General features: G+C 74.2%; 17 protein-coding genes. 9 read left to right on the top strand and 8 right to left on the bottom strand.

Annotation, left to right across the window (positions count from 1 at the left end; genetic code table 11):
* Positions 1–1,834 (bottom strand): NAD-binding protein (locus A2U95_RS13880; RefSeq protein ID WP_166025192.1); only part of this gene is annotated, 1,834 nt, incomplete at its 3' end.
* Between the two features lie 251 nt (positions 1,835–2,085).
* Here A2U95_RS13880 and A2U95_RS13875 point away from each other — a divergent pair.
* Positions 2,086–3,129, top strand: coding sequence for an ABC transporter substrate-binding protein (locus A2U95_RS13875; RefSeq protein ID WP_166022409.1), 1,044 nt, complete (start codon positions 2,086–2,088; stop codon positions 3,127–3,129).
* A 345-nt stretch (positions 3,130–3,474) separates the two neighbouring features.
* Here A2U95_RS13875 and A2U95_RS13870 read toward each other — a convergent pair whose 3' ends face one another.
* Entirely contained in the window at positions 3,475–4,050 is a 576-nt protein-coding gene (locus tag A2U95_RS13870) for a TetR/AcrR family transcriptional regulator (RefSeq protein WP_206282881.1), read from the bottom strand.
* A 295-nt stretch (positions 4,051–4,345) separates the two neighbouring features.
* On the opposite strand from A2U95_RS13870, the gene A2U95_RS13865 reads away from it, so the two are divergent.
* Positions 4,346–5,257 (top strand): DMT family transporter, encoded by a 912-nt coding sequence (locus A2U95_RS13865; RefSeq protein WP_206282880.1) that lies wholly within the window; start codon positions 4,346–4,348, stop codon positions 5,255–5,257.
* A gap of 175 nt (positions 5,258–5,432) precedes the next feature.
* Here the strand turns inward: A2U95_RS13865 and A2U95_RS13860 are convergent, their stop codons facing one another.
* Positions 5,433–5,867: an SgcJ/EcaC family oxidoreductase gene (locus A2U95_RS13860; protein WP_166022407.1), complete on the bottom strand. Its 435-nt coding sequence runs from the start codon at positions 5,865–5,867 to the stop codon at positions 5,433–5,435.
* Positions 5,868–6,047: 180 nt separating this feature from the next.
* On the opposite strand from A2U95_RS13860, the gene A2U95_RS13855 reads away from it, so the two are divergent.
* From A2U95_RS13855 to A2U95_RS13845, 3 genes are all read left to right on the top strand, one after another.
* Positions 6,048–6,518: a hypothetical protein gene (locus tag A2U95_RS13855; protein WP_166022406.1), complete on the top strand. Its 471-nt coding sequence runs from the start codon at positions 6,048–6,050 to the stop codon at positions 6,516–6,518.
* Between the two features lie 287 nt (positions 6,519–6,805).
* Positions 6,806–7,114 carry a hypothetical protein gene (locus A2U95_RS13850; protein WP_166022405.1) on the top strand — a complete coding sequence of 103 codons (309 nt, stop codon included), beginning with the start codon at positions 6,806–6,808 and terminating at the stop codon, positions 7,112–7,114.
* Positions 7,115–7,277: 163 nt separating this feature from the next.
* Positions 7,278–8,072, top strand: a complete 795-nt coding sequence (locus A2U95_RS13845; RefSeq protein WP_166022404.1) for a VOC family protein — start codon at positions 7,278–7,280, stop codon at positions 8,070–8,072.
* A 24-nt stretch (positions 8,073–8,096) separates the two neighbouring features.
* Here the strand turns inward: A2U95_RS13845 and A2U95_RS13840 are convergent, their stop codons facing one another.
* Both A2U95_RS13840 and A2U95_RS13835 read right to left on the bottom strand, forming a co-directional pair.
* Complete coding sequence (locus A2U95_RS13840) at positions 8,097–8,702, bottom strand: class I SAM-dependent methyltransferase (RefSeq protein WP_166022403.1); 606 nt, start codon at positions 8,700–8,702, stop codon at positions 8,097–8,099.
* Between the two features lie 105 nt (positions 8,703–8,807).
* Positions 8,808–9,188, bottom strand: coding sequence for a winged helix-turn-helix transcriptional regulator (locus tag A2U95_RS13835; protein ID WP_166022402.1), 381 nt, complete (start codon positions 9,186–9,188; stop codon positions 8,808–8,810).
* Positions 9,189–9,274: 86 nt separating this feature from the next.
* On the opposite strand from A2U95_RS13835, the gene A2U95_RS13830 reads away from it, so the two are divergent.
* The gene (locus A2U95_RS13830) at positions 9,275–10,198 is read left to right on the top strand and encodes an NAD(P)-dependent oxidoreductase (RefSeq protein WP_166022401.1); all 924 of its coding nucleotides are present in this window, start codon (positions 9,275–9,277) and stop codon (positions 10,196–10,198) included.
* The gene (locus tag A2U95_RS13825) at positions 10,195–11,085 is read left to right on the top strand and encodes an NAD(P)-dependent oxidoreductase (RefSeq protein WP_277350896.1); all 891 of its coding nucleotides are present in this window, start codon (positions 10,195–10,197) and stop codon (positions 11,083–11,085) included. Before A2U95_RS13830 ends, A2U95_RS13825 begins: the two co-directional genes overlap by 4 nt.
* A gap of 217 nt (positions 11,086–11,302) precedes the next feature.
* Here A2U95_RS13825 and A2U95_RS13820 read toward each other — a convergent pair whose 3' ends face one another.
* The 3 genes from A2U95_RS13820 to A2U95_RS13810 form a co-directional block, all read right to left on the bottom strand.
* Entirely contained in the window at positions 11,303–11,737 is a 435-nt protein-coding gene (locus A2U95_RS13820; RefSeq protein WP_166022400.1) for an SSI family serine proteinase inhibitor, read from the bottom strand.
* Positions 11,738–11,864: 127 nt separating this feature from the next.
* Entirely contained in the window at positions 11,865–12,509 is a 645-nt protein-coding gene (locus A2U95_RS13815) for a GNAT family N-acetyltransferase (protein WP_166022399.1), read from the bottom strand.
* Positions 12,506–14,629, bottom strand: coding sequence for a penicillin acylase family protein (locus tag A2U95_RS13810; RefSeq protein WP_166022398.1), 2,124 nt, complete (start codon positions 14,627–14,629; stop codon positions 12,506–12,508). Before A2U95_RS13810 ends, A2U95_RS13815 begins: the two co-directional genes overlap by 4 nt.
* Positions 14,630–14,952: 323 nt before the next feature.
* Between A2U95_RS13810 and A2U95_RS13805 the strand changes: the two genes are divergently transcribed.
* On the top strand, positions 14,953–16,500 hold the full coding sequence (locus tag A2U95_RS13805) for a pyridoxal phosphate-dependent decarboxylase family protein (protein ID WP_166022397.1): 1,548 nt from the start codon (positions 14,953–14,955) through the stop codon (positions 16,498–16,500).
* A 92-nt stretch (positions 16,501–16,592) separates the two neighbouring features.
* The gene (locus A2U95_RS13800) at positions 16,593–17,909 is read left to right on the top strand and encodes a lysine N(6)-hydroxylase/L-ornithine N(5)-oxygenase family protein (protein ID WP_166022396.1); all 1,317 of its coding nucleotides are present in this window, start codon (positions 16,593–16,595) and stop codon (positions 17,907–17,909) included.
* The last annotated feature ends 38 nt before the right edge of the window (positions 17,910–17,947 follow it).

Below are 17,947 nucleotides of genomic sequence, written 5' to 3'. Positions count from 1 at the left end.
CGGCCAGCACGATGCGGTCGTCGGACCGCAGGACGTACCCCGGGTGGAGGTCCCACAGCAGCTGGGGTTCGTCCTGGCGGAAGTCGCGGGCCAGGTCCGGGCGGCGGGCCTCCGGCCGCTGGGTGTCCAGGGCGATGACCCGCCAGGCCCCGGCGCGGAACGCCTCCGCCACCGTGCGCCCCTCGAACTGCGGGTGCCCGCCCACCACCAGCGCCGCGAACAGCAGCACCTTGCGCTCGATGGAGATGGCGCCCAGCACCTGACGCCCCATCATGGCCGCGGCGAACGAGGGCGCGGCGAGGTGGCTGACGCTCCGGCTGCGGGTCACGGCGTCCGGATATGCCGCCCGCAGCGTGCGGTAGACGACGGTCGCGAACTCGTCGTCGTACAGCCGCAGCGCCACCCGCAGCTCGGGGGCGAGCGAGCGGGCCGCCAGGGTGGCCTCCAGGTTGGTGGTGTCGGAACTGGTCAGCGCCAGCAGCGCCGCGGCCCGGTGGATCTTGGCCGCTCCCAGCACGCCCGCCTCGGTGACGTCGCCCAGCACCACCGGCACCCCGAGGTCGCGGGCGAGCGGCACCCCTCGCGCGTCGGCGGACTGCTCCACGCACACCACCGGCATGTCCAGCTCCCGCAGGCGCGACAGCACCCGGGTGCCGACCCGCCCGAGGCCCAGCAGCACGATGTGCCCGGAGAGCCCGCGCGGCGGCCGGCGCAGCGCGCCCGCCCCGCGGAAGGTGCCCAGCGCCTCCAGCCCGGCCGCCACCAGCAGCGGCAGCAGGGCGAGGCCGACGAGCCCGGACAGCAGCTGCAGGATCTGCCGCGCCGCGGACTCGCCCACCGCGGGGTCGCCGATGCCGAGCAGGTCCAGCAGGGAGAGGTAGGTCGCGGACAGCGGTCCCAGGTCGGTCAGCACGGTGGTGGCGAGGGCCAGGACCAGCACCGAGGCGACCACCCCGGCCGTCGCCCAGCGCAGCCGGCGGGAGAAGAGCTGGGACAGCGGCGCACCGCGGCCGGCCAGCCGGCGCGGGGGGACGGCGGGGCCGGTGCGGCGCACCGCGTCCAGCACCACCGTGCCGCGCCCGGTGGCGGCCCGGACCTCGGCGTCGTCCGGCAGCAGCCGCGGTCCCTGCGGCCCGCTGGCGTCGGAGCCCTCGGCGCCGGCCGGGTCGGCGGTGGTGGAGGAGAGCAGGGCCAGCGTGCACAGGCCGGGGTCGGCGGTCTCGCCCGCCTGCGGCGGGGTGCGTTCGGCAGCGCGCAGCAGCAGCCCGTCGGCCTGCACCACCCGGCGGGTGTCGGCCACCGCGGTGGCCGCGAGGGCGGGGGCGGCGGTGTCGGCGTCGGAGAGCACCGTGGTGGAGGCCTCCAGGGTGGCCCGGTCCAGCTCGGGCTCGGCCACCAGGGCGGCCTGGTCGAGGAGCTCCTCCATGTACTGGCCGAGCTTGCGGTTGTACATCCGCAGCACCAGCCGGACCGAGGGGTTGAGGCGGCGCGCGGCGAGCGCGGCGCGCAGGTTGGTCTCGTCGTCCTCGTAGAGCAGGGCGATGGCGGTGGCGCGTTCCACCCCGGCCTCGGTGAGCACGTCCTCGCCCGGCCGGGCGGCGTGCAGTTCCAGGACGGGCGTACTGGGTCCGGCCCCCGAGTCGTGGGGCCCGGCCTGCGCGGACGTCTGGCCGAACCGGCCGATCAGCGCGGCGGCGCGGGAGACGGTGGAGGCGAGCGTTCCGGTGTCCCCGGGCCGCTCCCCCGGCACCACCAGCACCACCCGCTGCCGGTACACGTCCCGCAGTTCGGCGGCCAGCCGCCGGGCCAGTCCGTCGTCCCCGCAGACCAGCATGTGCCGTTCCGCACGCGCCCGTTCGCCCTGCCTCGGCAGCGTCACCAACGTGCCCACCCCCCGCGCCCCCGCGCCCTCGTGCCCCGCCCGTCCGGACCGGCCCGACCCTAGCGCGGGCCGCCCGCCTCCGCCGCGTCCCGCGGTGCCGCCCGAATACTTGTGGACACCCTCTGGACAAGCACAGATGAGGTTAGGCTAACCTTCCTGCGAATCGTCCGGCGGCTGTCCGCCCTGTTCGAAAGCAGTCACCCATGGCCCACGTCCGCGCTTCCCACCCCACCCGTCGAGGCGTCCTCGCCGCCGGCGGCGCCCTCGGCCTCGGCGCCGTTCTCGCCGCGTGCGGCGACGACGGCAAGCCGGCACAGGGCGGTTCGTCCGGGGACGGCGCCGCCTCCGGCCCGTGGTCCTTCAAGGACGACCGGGGCCGGACGGTGAAGCTCGACGAGGCGCCGAAGAACATCGTGGCGTTCACCGGTGCGGCCGCCGCGCTCCACGACTACGGGATCAAGGTGAAGGGCGTCTTCGGCCCGACCACGACCGAGGGCGGCAAGCCCGACGTCCAGGCCGGCGACATGGACGTCTCCGGGCTCGAGGTCATCGGCAACGTCTGGGGCGAGTTCAACATCGAGAAGTACGCGGCCCTCAAGCCGGACCTCCTCGTCTCCACCATGTTCGACGACGCGGGCACCCTCTGGTACGTCCCGGAGGAGTCCAAGGAGCAGATCGCCAAGTTCGCCCCGAGCGTCGGCATCTCCGTCTACGACGTGCAGATGACGAAGTCGCTGGAGCGCATGGCGTCGCTGGCCGAGTCGCTGGGCGCCGACATGAAGGCGGCCGCGGTCGTCGAGGCGAAGAAGAAGTTCGAGGAGGCCGCCGCGCGCCTGAAGGCCGCCGCCAAGGCCCGCCCGGAGATCAAGGTCCTGGCCGGTTCCGCCTCCGCCGAGCTGTTCTACGTCTCCACCCACAACCTCTCCGTCGACCTGGAGTACTACAAGGCCCTCGGCGTCAACATCATCGAGCCGGACGCGAAGGCCATCGAGGAGAGCGGCGGCTGGTTCGAGAGCCTGAGCTGGGAGAACGTCGACAAGTACAAGGCCGACGTGATCATCATGGACGACCGCGCGCAGGCCATCCAGCCCGCCGACATCGACGAGGCGACCTGGAAGAAGCTGCCCGCCGTCAAGGCCGGCCAGGTCATCGCCCGTTCGCCGGAGCCGATCCTGTCCTACGCCAAGTGCACGCCGCTGCTGACCAGCCTGGCCGAGGCCATCGAGAACGCCGAGAAGGTGGCCTGACCGACCGGCCCCCGCGGCCCCTCGATCCCCCCCACCCCCGCGGCCCGGCAGCCGCGCGGGCGCCCCCGGAGACGGTCCTCCGGGGGCGCCCGCACACCCGGAACACCCCACCCGCCCGGGGCCGCCCGGCCGCTCGGCGCCGCCCGTCCGCCCGGGCCCCAAGCGGCTCGGACCGCCCGGACCGCCCGGGCCGCCCAGCCACTTGGATCACCCGCGGCTCGTCACCGCGACCGCGCGCGGAGCGGGCGCCGGGGCTCCTGGCGCCCGAGGCCGTCCGGGGCGGCCGCTCCGGCCGGAACGCGTCCGGGGCGGCCGACACGGACGGTTCGCGCCGCGGGCCGCCGCTCAGGCGCGGGGGCCGGCGCCCTGCAGCAGCGTGTCGATGACGCGGGCGGCGAGGGCGTCCGGGTCGGCGCCTGCGGGGTCGTCCTGCAGGGACTCCCGGAGGAGCGCGTAGTAGACCCGGCGCACCCAGTCGAGGTCGGCCGCTTCGTCGATGAGCTTGTCGGCCCGCGCCCGCTCCAGCACGGTGATGCAGCGGCGGGCGATGTGCTGCTGGAGGACGGCGGCCTCGCTGCCCGGTTCGGTCGGCAGCTCCAGCGCGAACGCCCAGGCGCCCTTGACCTGGAGCACGTTGGCCGTTATTCGGTGCATCGCCACCAGCGGCGGCGCGGTGTCCGGCCTGCCGTCGTCGACCGCCTGGGCGAGCTGGCGCGCCGCCGACGAGGCCAGCGCCTCGATCAGTGCCTGCCGATTGGCGAACCGCCGGTGGATCGTCGTGCGGGCCACTCCCGCGGTCGCGGCGATCTGCTCCATGGAGGCGCCGGGATCCTCGGCGAGCACCCGCTCGGCCGCCTCCAGGATCACGCGCACGCTGCGCTCCGCGTCCGCCCGCAACGTTCGTACCGCCGTCTGACCCATCACACCTCCCAGTGATTCACTTCTCCACAAATACGGTACATCGCTGATGCGATCCAAGCCATATCCGCATCAGACCTGTTGCAGTTCACCGGGGTATTGGTACCGTCTGCTCTCAGTTACCGTCGGCCGAAGGAGGAACCGTGCACCACACCGCCCTCATCACCGAAGCGTCGTCCGGCCCCGGCGCGGAGTCCGCCGCGCGGCCGGCCGCGCCTGCCGGACGCGGCGTCCACAGGATCCGGGCCACCCGGCGCGCCGTACGGGGCACCGCCCCGGCCTCGCCGGAGCGTGTCGCGTGAAACTCTCCGCCGCCCCCGTCGCCGCCGCCTCGGCGATGCTGCTCGTCGGAACCTCGACCGCGGTGTCCGCCACCATCGCCGACTATCCGGTCTTCGCCGGACAGGCCTTACGCTACGCGCTCGCCGCGGCGATCCTGCTCGTCGTCGTACGCCGGCAGCGCCTGCCCCGCGCGGGCCTGACCCCGCGTGACGTCGTCCTGCTGGTCGCGCTGGCCGCCACCGGCCTGGCCGGGTTCAACGTCTTCCTCGTCGAGGCCACCCGGCACGCCGGGCCCGCCATGATCGCCGCCGTGGTCGGAGCCGTCCCCCTGGTGCTCGCCCTCGTCGGGCCGTTGACGGAACGCCGACGCCCCGCTCCCCGCACCGTCGGCGCCGCCCTCGTGGTGGCACTCGGCACGGCCGTCGCCGCCGGCCTCGGCTCGGGCAGCCTGAAGGGCCTCCTGCTGGCCCTGGGCGCGCTCGCCGGCGAGGTGGCCTTCTCCCTGCTGGCCGTCCCGCTCCTGCCCAAGCTCGGCGCCCTGCGGGTCGCCGCCTATCCGGCCGCCCTGTCCGTCCCCATGCTGCTGGCCGCGAGCGTCGTCCTGGACGGCACCGACTCCCTGCGACTGCCCACGCTCGGCCAGGCGGCCGCCTTCGGTTACCTCGGCGTGATCGTCACCGCGATCGCCTTCTTCCTCTGGTACGACGCGCTGCGCCGCCTCGGCGCGGACCGCGCGGGTCTCTTCGCCGGCCTGGTACCGGTGGGCGCGCTGCTCACCACCGTCGTCCTCGGCATCGGCCGGGCGGGTGCCGCCGACGTCACCGGCGCCCTGCTCGTCGCGGCGGGCGTCGCCCTCGGGATGCGGCAGCCCCGCCCCCGCGACCCGGAGACACGCCCCGACGCATCGGGCGTACGTGAACTGGCGTGACCGGTGTCCGTCCCCGCAGCGCCCGTTCGCGGTGCCGCGGCCGGGTGGCGGGCATCCGTGCCGGACAGGCCGGCGCGGGTCGCCGCCACGGCCCTCCCGCCGCGGTCATGTCCCGCGCCGCCCGGGGCCCCCGTCCCGGGACGACCGGACGGCGGGACCGCGTCGGGGCGGAGCGTCACGCAGCCGACGGGGGGTCGACGGCCATGTTCTGGCCGGCCGCGATGCGCCAGCCCTCCGGCTGCTCGGCGATCACGCAGAGCGTCGCCCCGCGCGGGCCGGGGACGGGGTCACCCGCCCTGTCGGTGGGTGTCTGCACCACGTTCACCGCGATCACACCGGGCGTCACCTCCAGCATCTTGACCACGTCGTAGCGGGCGAAGGAGTCGCGGAGGAAGCCCTTCATCGCCGGAGCGCCGAACTCGGTGATCGCGGCCCTGCCGTCGAGACGGGTGCCGCGCGCGTTGGTCCAGGAGGCGTGTTCGGTGAACTGCGCGCCCAGCGCCACCGGGTCCTTCGCGTTGAACGCCTCCTCCAGCGCCTTGACCACACCGGTCACCGCGGCCCGGGTCTCCGGTGGAAGCGTCCCCACCACGAGAACGTCGTGTGACATGACAATGCCCTCCTCCGCATCGGAACCACCGAGGTGGTGGCGGTGACGACCGCCTCCGTCCACCCAACGACCTCAACCGGGCTCGAGGTCAAGTTCCGGCCCCTGCCACCGCTCCACCGCCCGCGGCCGCGCCCCTCCCGCCGTCCCGGCCTGCGTCCGCCTCCCCCGTACGGAGTCATCGTGATCACACTCACGCCGGATGAGAAGGCGATCCACCGTGCCCTGCTGGGCAGGGCCCGGGCCGCCGACCCGGCGAAGCCCTTGGATGCCTGTCTGACCTACAAGGCGCTCGGCCTGGTGACCGACCCCGAGGGCCGCAGCACCGGGATGAGCCGGCCGCCCTTCCGGGCGATGTTCCCCGCCCTCGGCCACGTCAGCGCGTACGAGGTCGAGCACGGCCGGCCGATGCTCTCGGCGCTCGTCGTCTCCGAGAACTCGCACGCGCCGGGGCCGGGCTTCGCCGGCCTCGCACGGCGGCTTCGGTACAGGGTCGACGACGATGCCGCCTTCTGGCAGGAGGAGTTGGAGCGAACCGTCCGGTTCTGGTCGGCACAGGACCCGGTCCTCGTCCTGGACGCCGTGGTGGACCGCCTGCTGTGCGAGCTGCAGGTGGTCAGGGACTCCCTGCGGCGGCTCGGGCAGCCCTCGTAGCCGCCGGGCACCCCTCGCGGGGATCACGACCGGCGAATCCGGGCCGCACCGGCCGCACGGGCCCGGCGCACCTGCGGGCGGCAGGCGACCCGCCGGGCTCCCCCGCCGCCTCCCCGGCGGCCGTCCGGCGGTCACGGCGGGAACGGTCCGCCGCCCGACCGGCCCATCGTGGGCGCCGCTGCCGTTGCCTCACGAGCGGTGGCTCGTTGGCCCGGTCGGCACCGTGCTGCCGGCCGTGGGTACGGACCCCGCCCGCGGGCCCGTGAGAGACGAGGAGTGACCGCCGGATGAAGTTCGTGCAGATCATCGACTTCGAGACGGAGCGCATCGACGAGGTGCGCGAGATGATGCGCGCCTACGAGGAGCAGGCCCGTTCGCAGGGCCGGGCCAACTCCCCCACCGCCCGCATGCTGCTCAAGGACCGGGCCGACGCCAACCGCTACCTCGCGGTGGTGGAGTTCGACTCCCACGAGAGCGCCATGGCCAACAGCGACGCGCCCGAGACCGACGAGCTCGCGCGGCGGCTCTCGGAGTTGATGACGCGACCGCCGGTCTACACCGACTGCGACGTCCACGAGCAGCACCCGACGGGGTGACCGGTCCGGGACGCCGGGGACGGACCCCGGCGACCGGCGGAGGTCCGTCGCGGGAATGACGACGCCGGAGCGGGCCGGGGGATCCGGCCCGCTCCCGACGGGCGACCGCCGTCCTCGCGTGCCACGCTGGATCCGTCCAGCTTCCGCGAAGGGAACCACTGCCATGATCACCAAGGACTTCGCCCCCGGTGCCCCCTGCTGGCTCGACCTCGGCGCACCTGACGTGCGGGCCGCCGCGGCCTTCTACGGCGCGGTGCTCGGCTGGGACTACGAGTCCATGGGCGAGGGGGAGGACGTGGAGGGCGGCATGTTCCGCAAGGACGGCAAGAGCGTCGCCGGGCTCGGGAAGCTCACCGAGGAGGGCGCGCGCTCCGCCTGGATGATCTACTACGGCGTCACCGACGCGGACGCCACGACCAGGGCCGTGGAGCGCGCCGGCGGCACCGTGCGCGTGCCTCCGACGGACCTGGACGAGTGGGGCCGGATGGCGCAGTACAGCGACCCCCTGGGGGGACAGTTCGCCGTGTGGCAGCCGGGAACCGACAAGGGCGTCGAGCTGGTGGACCAGCCGGGGTCCCTGTCCTGGACCGAGCTGTACACGAGCGACGCGGCCGCCGCGAAGGAGTTCTACGGCGAGGTCCTCGGCTGGCGGTTCAGCGACACGGAGCTGCCCGGCGGCGGCACGTACTCCCTCATCACGCCCGCCGGGCTCCCCGAGGAGCGGATGCACGGCGGCCTCATGGAGCTCCCCCGGGAGAACCTCACCCTGGCGGACGGCCGGCCGTACTGGCACCCGGTCTTCGACGTCACCGACTGCGACGCCGCGGTCGCCAAGGTCACCGAGAACGGCGGCAGCGTGCAGATGGGGCCCGAGGACGCCGAGGGCGTCGGCCGGATGGCCGTCTGCCTCGACCGGGCGAACGCGGACTTCGTGCTGCTCACCCCGGTCCCGGACTGAGCGCCGGCTGCCCGCCGCGCGCCCTCACCGGCGGTGGACGCCGACCACGTACCCGCCGCCGTCGTAGGGGTCGGCGTCCCACGTGGCGAAGTGGTCGACGAGGGTGAGGCCGGCCGCCGCGCAGTGGTCGTCGTACTGACGCAGGGTGAGGCCGGGCGGCACCGGCAGGTGGGCCTCGTCCAGGCCGAAGCCGGAGACCAGCAGACCGCCCGGGCGCAGGCCCGCGGCCAGGCGCGCGACCACCGTGGCGACGGTGCCGTCGGCGACCAGCTGGAGGACGTTGCCCGCGACGACGACCAGGTCGAAGTCCGCGGCGACGCCGAGGGCCTCCGGCTCGAACTCGGCGAGGTCGGCCTGGAACCAGGGCAGTCGCGGCGCCCGCCGCCGGGCCACCGCCAGCATGGAGGCGTCGAGATCCACCCCGACGCAGTCGTATCCGAGTTCCGCTAGCCGGATCGCGACCCGGCCGGTGCCGCACCCGGCGTCCAGCACCCGTGCTCCGGGCGGCACGAGCGCGGCGCAGAACCGCGCCTCGCCGTGCACGTCCTTCCCGCTGCGGGCCAGGGCGGCGAACCGTGCGGCGTAGTCCTCGCCGGACGTCCCCCCGGTCAAGTCGTTCCAACGGCTCATGCGGCCCACTATAGGTCCGTCCCGATCACGCGGCCGCGTGGCCGTGGCGGGGCTCCGCGGCGCCCGCCGGCCCTCGTGCCGCGGAGCCCCGCCGCGGAAAGGACGTCAGGAGCCCGCCGGCACGGGGGCGTCGAGGTCCGGGGCGACGGCAAGGCGATGCCGGCGTATCCGGTCACGGCCCCACTCGCCGAGCGGTCGCAGCGCCTCGTTGAGCGCCGCGCCCGATTCGGTCAGGGAGTACTCCACCCTCGGCGGCACCTCCGCGTAGACCGTGCGGTGGACGAGGCCGTCCTCCTCCATCTGCCGCAGGTGCTGCGTCAGCATCTTCTCGCTCACCCCCGGCAGCGCGCGGCGCAGTTCGGCGAAGCGCCGGACGCCGTGCGCGTGCAGCTCCCAGAGGACGAGGCCCTTCCACTTGCCGCTGACGACGTCGAGTGCGGCGTCGATCCCGCAGATGTAGGGACCCTTGCGCGGCGCGTTCGCCATGGTTCCTCCTCACTTACCAAAAGGTGGGTACCGCAGTAAAGAGTGGGTACTTCCGCGACGATACAGCGTTGGGGAGCATGGTCGGCATGTCTGCAACCACTCGAAACCCGGCCGGACCGGGCGGAGTCACCGTGCTCGGCCTCGGCGCGATGGGCAGCGCGCTGGCGGCCGCGCTGCTCGACACCGGCCGTACCGTGACCGTCTGGAACCGCACCCCCGGCCGCGCCGAAGAACTGGTCGCCCGCGGAGCCCGTGCCGCGGGCTCGGTCCGCGAGGCCGTGGCGGCGAGCCCCGTGGTCGTCGCCTGCCTGCTCAGGTACCCCTCCGTCCAGGAGACCCTCGGCCCTGTCGCCGGGGAACTGCGCGGCCGCACCCTCGTCAACCTCACGACCACCACGCCGAACGAGTCCCGCGCGCTCGCCGCCTGGGCGGCCGGGCACGGCATCGACCACCTCGACGGCGCCGTCATGGCCGTGCCCGCCATGATCGGGTCCCGCGAGGGCCAGATCTTCTACAGCGGCTCGCGGGCGGCGTACGACGCCCTCCTGCCCGTCCTCGGTGTCTGGGCCACCAGCGAGTTCCACGGCGAGGACGCCGGCCGGGCGTCGCTGGTGGACCTGGCGATGCTGTCGGGGATGTACCAGATGTTCACGGGCTTCCTCCACGGCGCGGCGATGGTCGCCTCCCTGGGGGTGAGCGCGTCGGACTTCGCCGCCCGGCAGGTCCCGTTCCTGTCCGCCATGACCCACGGACTCGCCGACTACGCGAAGGTCGTCGACGGCGGCGACTACACCGTCCCGGGCCAGCAGAGCCTGGACTTCTCCGATCTGTCGCACATCGTGCGTGCCAGCGAGGAGCAGGGCGTCGATCCCACGCCGATCGCGGCCGTCCAGGAACTGATCGCCCGGCAGATCGCCGCGGGACACGGTTCGGAGGGATTTCCGAGGATCTACGAAAGCATGCGGGCGGCCGGCTCCACGGCGGGCTCCGACGAGGGAGGTGCCGCGTGAGCGCCACGCCCGTCACGCTCGTCGGCCTCGGTCCGATGGGCCGGGCCATGGTCCGCGCGCTGCTCGCCGTCGGCCACCCGGTCACCGTGTGGAACCGCACCGCCGACCGCGCCGCCGGTGCCGTGGCCGACGGCGCCACCCTGGCCGCCTCGCCCGCCGACGCCCTCGCCGCGAGCGAGCTGGTGATCCTCAGCCTCACCGACTACCGGGCGATGTACGACGTCCTCGGCGGTGCGACCACCGCGCTGACCGGCCGCACGATCGTCAACCTCAGCTCGGACACCCCCGACCGCGCGCGTGAGGCCGCGGCGTGGGCGGCCGGGCACGGGGCGCACTTCGTGGCCGGCGGCGTGATGGTCCCCCCGCCCATGGTGGGCACCGAGGCGGCGTACGTGTACTACAGCGGACCGTCCGAGGTCTTCGAGGCGCACCGCCCGGCACTGACCCGGATCGGGGCGCCGCGCCACCTCGGCGAGGACCCCGGACTGGCCCAGCTGATGTACCTGGCGCACCTCGACGTGTTCCTGACGAGCCTCTCGGCGCTGATGCACGCCACCGCGCTGCTGGGCGCGGCCGGCATCTCCGCGACGCGGGCGGTCCCGGAGCTGATGCCGACGGTCGCCGGCATCCCCGCGATGCTCCGGGCCGGCGGGGACGACCCCGGCGCGCGGATCGACGCGGGCGAGCATCCGGGTGACATGAACACGGTGACCATGATGGGCGCGACGGCGGAGCACGTCCTCGACACCAGCGACGCCCTGGGGATCGACCTCGCGCTCCCCCGCGCCGTCCGGGCGCACTACCTCCGCGCGATCGCCGACGGCCACGGGAAGGACGGCTGGACGCGCATCGTCGACGGCATCCGGACCCCGCGAACACCCGCGTAGGACGGTAGGACACTGCGGGGACGCGGCTCGTCCTGGTGGGCACGGGGGCACGCCCGTACAGCGACTACGGCCCCGGAGCCGTATGCGTCCCGCGTCCTCCCCTGGGCGGCCGGAGTGGAGGCCCGTGCGGGTACCGGAGCGCGACGAGGGCCTCGACCGGGCGGTCGAGGCCCTCGTCCGTGCGACGACCGGGTGGCGGGGGGACAGGCCGGCCGGGTCAGAACCGGAACACGTGGGTGCTGCGGACCCCGGCGTCGCAGTCGCTGCTGTACGTCTTGCTGAAGGACACCGGCTGCAGGCGCCAGGTGCCGGTCACGGTGACGGTGACGGGCGCCCAGACGGGAGGACAGGCGGGGCCGAGGAGGGGGAGCTTGTCGAACTGTCCGTCGACGGCGGCGAGTCTGCCGCAGGCGTCCTCGGCCGTGGGGTGGGTCCCGCCGGTGGGCTCGCACTCGAGGGTGACCTGCTTGTACAGGGGGCCGCCCCAGCCCGTGCCGGTCTTGGTGATCGTCAGGCTCGTCAGGGAGGAGGCGCCGGCCGGCACCGCGGACGGTGCGGAGGCCGGACCTGCCGCCGCCGGTACCGCGGACACGACCGTCGCGGCCGTCGCGGCGAGACCCGCGGCCAGGAGAGCGCCCAGTCTTTTCCTCATGTTCCTCCGATCATCCGCACGCGTGTTCCCGTGAGCGTCAATGTCGCGCAACGGGCGGCGGTGGACAAGAGGGGCGTCGGCCACCCTCGGACCGTCGCCGGCCGGGCGGGGCCGCCGGGTTCGCGCCTCAGCCGGCCGCCCCGCCGTCCGGGACACGGCCGTTCGCGGCCGGGCCGGCGTCCCGGTCGCGTTCCAGGAAGTACAGGCGGGCCCGCTTGTGCTCCAGGGCGACCTCGGCGCCTTCGGTGAACCCGGCCAGGCGCAGCCGTCTGCGGGAGCGTTCGTTGCGGACGTCCGGCTCGGCCACCACCCGCAGGCGTGCGGGGTCGGACCAGACGAAGTCGAGGACGGCACCGAACAGGGAGCCGCCGAAACCGCTGCGCGGGGCGCCCTCGGGGGGCGCGAGGAGGATGTGGATGCCGAAGTCGCCGGGGCGCACCGGGTAGTGCTCGCCCAGCGGGTCGTGCTCGGGATCGTAGGTCTGGAGCAGTCCCGCCGGACGGCCGTCGTGCTCGATCAGGTAGGCGTGGTGGGTCTCCAGGGAGTCCACGAACGCGTAGACGTCCCGGACCTGGTCGACGGTGTGTCCGACCATGCCCCAGAACCGGGCGCGCTCGTCGTCCACCCAGCGGTGGACGAGTCCGGCGTCGCCCTCCGGGTCGAGGACGCGGAAGGCGACGGTGCCGAAGCCGGGCACCTCGCGGACGTACGCGGGTGCGGGGCGGGCGGCGCGGGACGCCGCCCCCGCGGTGGAAGGGGTGGGCTCGGTCATGCCGTTTCCTCCTCGGTGAGCAGGTGCCAGTCGGTGACGACGGGGATCAGCGCGCCGCGCAGCCACAGCGGAAGCTGGTCGCGGGCGTGGGGGTGGTCGGGAAGGCCGGAGGCGCCCAGCGGGACGATCCACCCGCTGTCCTCCCGGCGGGCCAGGTCCCACACGAAGCGCGCGACGGAGGCGCGGGCGCCCAGGTCGGTGAGTCCGGGGACGCTGGAGGAGGACATCACGCAGTCGTGGTCGCCCTCCAGGGCGGGCCGCAGGGGGGAGGCGGAGGGCAGCGCCTCCCACGCCGCCAGCCGGTGGGTCTCGCCCCAGCTGCGGGGGGCGCCGTCGCGGGCCACCTCCTCGAGGGCGGCCCGTGCGTGCGCGGCGACGTCCACCGCCGGGGGCAGCGCTCCGGGCACGGTCAGGCTCTCCAAGGCGTGCCCGACCCTGCCCAGGAGGGACAGCCAGGGCAGGAAAACCTCCGGGTCGTCGGGACGCGGCGCGAGGGCGGCCAGTGCCGGATCCCCGGCCAGCCGGCGGGCGAGCGCGCCGCGCCACGCGGCGAAGACGGCGGCGCCCCGCGAGCCGGCGTCCATGTGCCGGTCCCAGGCGTCCAGTTCGCGCCGGAGCGCCGCGGCAGCGGGCGTCAGCCCGTCCAGCGGCTCGACCAGCCGGGCCAGCAGGACGGACGCCCCGGGCAGCAGGGTGTCGGTGTGCACGGCGGGGATGTCGGCGGGCGACCAGCGCGGCCGGGAGTCCAGGAGCGCGGCGATGCGGCGCGCCCGGTGGGGCGCGGCGAACTCGGTGCCCAGCGGTGTGGCGATGCCCCGGGCGTTGGCCATCACCGCGCGGCCGTCGCGCGGTGCGGCCCGGGGCATGGGCTCCCACCGGCCGGACCAGGCGGCGGTCGTGTCCCAGGCGTCGACGACACCCTGGCGGTTGGCCTCGCCACGGACCGGCACGGCTCCGGCGACCCGGTGCAGCACACCGCCCGCGGTGTCCGCGGCCATCACCACGTTGACCGGCTCCACCCATCGGTCGAACGCCCGGTCGACGTCCGCGACGGTCCTGGCACGCATCAGGGCGGGCAGGGCGTCGAATCCCAGGGAACCGAGCACCCTCGCCGGCACCCGCAGGCTGACCGCCGCCCACCGGCCGCGGCTCCCCGGGTCCTCGGAACCGGCGGACGGCTCCGCCGTCCCGGGCGCGCCGGGGACCGCCTCCTGCAGCACGACCGGCCCCCGGGCGGTCTCCACCATCTCCACTTCCACCGGATCGCCCCCGGCGACCTGGAAGGTCTCGGTGCGGACCTCGGCCGGCTCCCAGCCGTCCGGCCCCCATGCCTCCACCGCCGTCCCGGCCCGTCGCAGGCGTTCGCGGTAGAGGTCCTGGTAGTCCGCCATGGCGTTGGTGATGGCCCATGCGACGTGCCCCGTGTGGCCGAAGTGCGCGATGCCGGGCACCCCGGGCACCGCGAGCCCCACCACGTCGAACTCCGGGCACGCCAGGCGGATCTGCTGGTAGACGCCGGGCGCCTCGACGAACCGGTGGGGATCCCCGGCGAGCAGCGCCGCTCCCGTGGTGGTGCGGTCCGCGGTGAGGAGCCAGCCGTTGCTCCCCGCGGAGCCCGGCCCGTCGGTGGCGAAGTGCGCCACGGCCCCGGCCCCGAGGACCGAACCGACGCGGTCCCGCCAGAGCTTGGACGGGAAGCCGGCGAACAGCAGGTGGTGCGAGAGCCACACCGCCAACGGGGTCCACGGTTCCCAGACGCCGGGACGCAGGCCCGCGCGGCCGAACTCGGGGGCCCGGCGGCCCGCCTCCGGCAGTGCCGAGTTGATCCCCCGCGTGAACGCGGAGATCCAGGCCGCCGTATCGGGACGGAGCGCGGCGTAGCAGCGCCGCGCCGTGTCCGCCAGCCGGGCGCGCCGGGCGAGCACGTCCCAGGCCAGGTGCTCCGCGCCGAGGAAGGCCGCCGAGGAGCCCAGCGCCCTTCGCCGCTCGACCTCGATCTGCCATCCGCGGTCGCGCGCGGTGACGACGCCCTGGCCGTGGGCGAGTGCGAGCGCGTCCGGGGCCCACAGGTGCGGAATGCCGTGGCGATCGCGGTGGACGCGATGACGGGGTCTGGGCAAACCGGTCTCCTCGGGTCGTCGGTGGCGGGCGCCGGCCAGGACCGAGGACAGCCGTCGGGAGCGTCCCGCCGTCCCGGCAACGCCGGCGAACCGCAAAATCGCCCCACGGGAAGCCGACTTGACGTCGGCCGGTCCTCACGCCGAACACACGCGTCGCCATTGACATGGCTTTAGGTGAGGCTAACCTTACCCACGTCGCCGCGACTGCGCGACGCCGCCGGGCGGCGACCGGGGCGGTGTCGACAGCGCGGGGCCGTGCGTGTTTAGTTAGGTCAGCCTTACCTAATATATTCTCTCTCCGTTGCCCCCACCAGAAGGCTGACATGACCATTGACGGCAAGACCGCGCAGGCACCGCGCGTCCTCCCCTCGCCCAGCGCCGAGGCCCGCAGCCACCTCTTCGGCGACCGGACCGCGGACGCCTACCGGAAGGCGCTCGCCCTCGGCGTGGACGCGGTCGCGTCGCGCGTCACGGACGTCCGGGGGCCCTTCACCGGAATCAGCCCGGACGCCCTCGCCCCCGAGATCGAACAGGTCGACCTGGACCGTCCGCTCGGCGACTCGGCGGCCGCCCTCGCCGAACTGGAGCGGCTCTACCTGCGCGACGCCGTCTACTTCCACCACCCGCGCTACCTCGCCCACCTCAACTGCCCCGTCGTCGTCCCGGCGCTGCTCGGCGAAGCGGTGCTCAGCGCGGTCAACTCCTCCCTGGACACCTGGGACCAGAGCGCCGGCGCCACGCTGATCGAGCGCCGCCTGATCGACTGGACGGCCGGACGGATCGGCTTCGGACTGGACGCGGACGGCATCTTCACCAGCGGCGGCACGCAGTCCAACCTCCACGCGCTGGTGCTGGCGCGCGAGGAGGCGTTCGCCCGGGCCGGGGCGCGGAGTTCCGAGGCCCGTCAGGCCCTGCTGCCCCGGCTGCGCGTGCTCGCCTCCGGCGCCGCGCACTTCAGCGTCCGCAAGTCCGCGAAGATGCTCGGCCTGCCGATGGAGGCCGTGGTGAGCGTGGACACCACCGCCGACCGGCGGATGGACGTGACGGCGCTGCGCCGTGAGGTCGACCGCCTGCGCGCCGAGGGGCTGACGGTGATGGCCGTGGTCGCCACCGCGGGCACCACCGACTTCGGCAGCATCGATCCGCTCGCCGCCGTCGCGGACGTCTGCGAGGCGGTGGGCGCGTGGCTGCACGTGGACGCCGCCTACGGCTGCGGCCTGCTGGTGTCCCCGACCCGCCGGCACCTGCTCGAGGGCGTGGAGCGCGCCGACTCGGTGACCGTGGACTTCCACAAGTCGTTCTTCCAGCCGGTGAGTTCGAGCGCGCTGGTGGTCCGCGACAGCCGGATGATGGCGCACGCCACCTACTACGCCGACTACCTGAACCCCGCCCGGATGGCCGAGCGCCGGATCCCCAACCAGGTCGACAAGTCCCTGCAGACCACGCGCCGCTTCGACGCGCTGAAGCTGTGGATGACCCTGCGCGTCATGGGCGCCGACGGAGTGGGCGTCCTCTTCGACGAGGTGCTGGACCTGGCCGTCGCGGCGCACGAGATGCTCGCCGACGACCCGCGGTTCGAGGTGGTCGGCCGCTCCCAGCTCTCCACCGTCGTCTTCCGCTACCGCCCCTCCGAGGAGCACGCGCACCTCGCCGACGACGCCAACCTGCACGCCCGGGAGGCGCTCGCCACCTCGGGCGAGGGCATGGTCGCGGGCACCAGGGTGGACGGGCGGCACTTCCTGAAGTTCACGCTCCTGAACCCCCGCACCACGCCGGGCGACATCGCCTACGTCATCGACCTGCTGGCCGGCCACGCCGAGCAGTTCGTCGAGGCGGCCACCGCCGCCGGGGCCGCGCGCGACGGCGTCTGAGCCCGCGCCGCCCCGACCGGACCACGGCAGGACGGACCGGCGCGCCCCGCGCCACCGCCGCCGCCCACACCACGACTTCCCCTGGAGACCGCATGCCCCAGTCCGCCACCGAGCCCGTGCACGACTTCGTCGCGGTGGGTCTCGGCCCGTACAACCTCGGCCTGGCCTGCCTCACCGCGCCCCTGGACGACCTCGACGGCGTCTTCCTGGAGAGCCGGGAGCAGTTCGACTGGCACCCCGGAATGCTGCTCGACTTCGCGACGCTGCAGACCCCGTTCATGGCCGACCTGGTCACCCTCGCCGACCCGACGTCGCCGTTCTCCTTCCTGCAGTACCTGAAGGAGAAGGGACGGCTGTACCCGTTCTACATACGCGAGAACTTCTATCCGGTGCGCGCCGAGTACAACGACTACTGCCGGTGGGCCGCCGCACAGCTCCCGTCCGTGCGGTTCGGCCACCGCGTGGACGCGGTGGAGTTCGACGAGGCGGAGGGCGTCTACGTCGTCACCTCGTACCGGCAGGCCACCGGGGACCGGGTCCGGCACCGGGGCCGGCACCTGGTGCTCGGCACCGGAACGCCCCCGCACCTGCCGCCCGCCTGCCGGGACCTGCCCGGCGACGCCGTCCACAACTCCCGCTACCTCGCGCACAAGAGCGTGCTGCAGGCCAAGGAGTCGGTGACCGTGATCGGCTCGGGGCAGAGCGCGGCCGAGATCTACTACGACCTGCTCGGTGACATCGACACGTACGGCTACCGGCTCAACTGGGTCACCCGCTCCCCGCGCTTCTTCCCGCTGGAGTACACCAAGCTCACCCTGGAGATGACCTCGCCCGAGTACGTGGACTACTTCCACGCGCTTCCCGAGGAGACCCGCTACCGGCTCGAGTCGGAGCAGAAGGGACTCAGCAAGGGCATCGACGCCGAGCTGATCAACAACATCTTCGACCTGCTGTACCAGAAGAGCGTGCACGGCCCCGTGCCCACCCGGCTGTTCACCAACACCGCGCTCCGCACCGCCCGCCACGACGAGGCCGAGGGCCGGTACGAGCTCGGACTGCACCACGACGAGCAGGACCGGGACTTCACCCTCCTCACCCACGGACTGGTGCTGGCCACCGGCTACTCCTACCGGCCGCCCGCCTTCCTCGAACCGGTGCGCGACCGCCTGCTGTGGGACGGCCGCGGACGCCTGGACGTGGCCCGCAACTACAGCGTCGACGTCACCGGCCGGGGCGTCTTCCTGCAGAACGGGGCCACCCACGCGCACAGCGTGACCTCGCCGGACCTCGGCATGGGCCCCTACCGCAACAGCTGGATCATCCGCGAGATCACCGGCCGCGAGGTCTACCCGATCGAGAAGTCCATCGCCTTCCAGGAGTTCGGCGCGCCCGAGGGCGTGGTGTCGTGACGCCGTCCGCATCGCCCGCGTCGTACTCCCGGACCACC

Origin of the sequence: Streptomyces chilikensis (assembly GCF_001642695.1) — a bacterium.
In the GTDB taxonomy this organism is placed as follows: Bacteria; Actinomycetota; Actinomycetes; order Streptomycetales; family Streptomycetaceae; genus Streptomyces; species Streptomyces chilikensis.
This window is presented reverse-complemented; position numbering and strand designations above follow the sequence as displayed.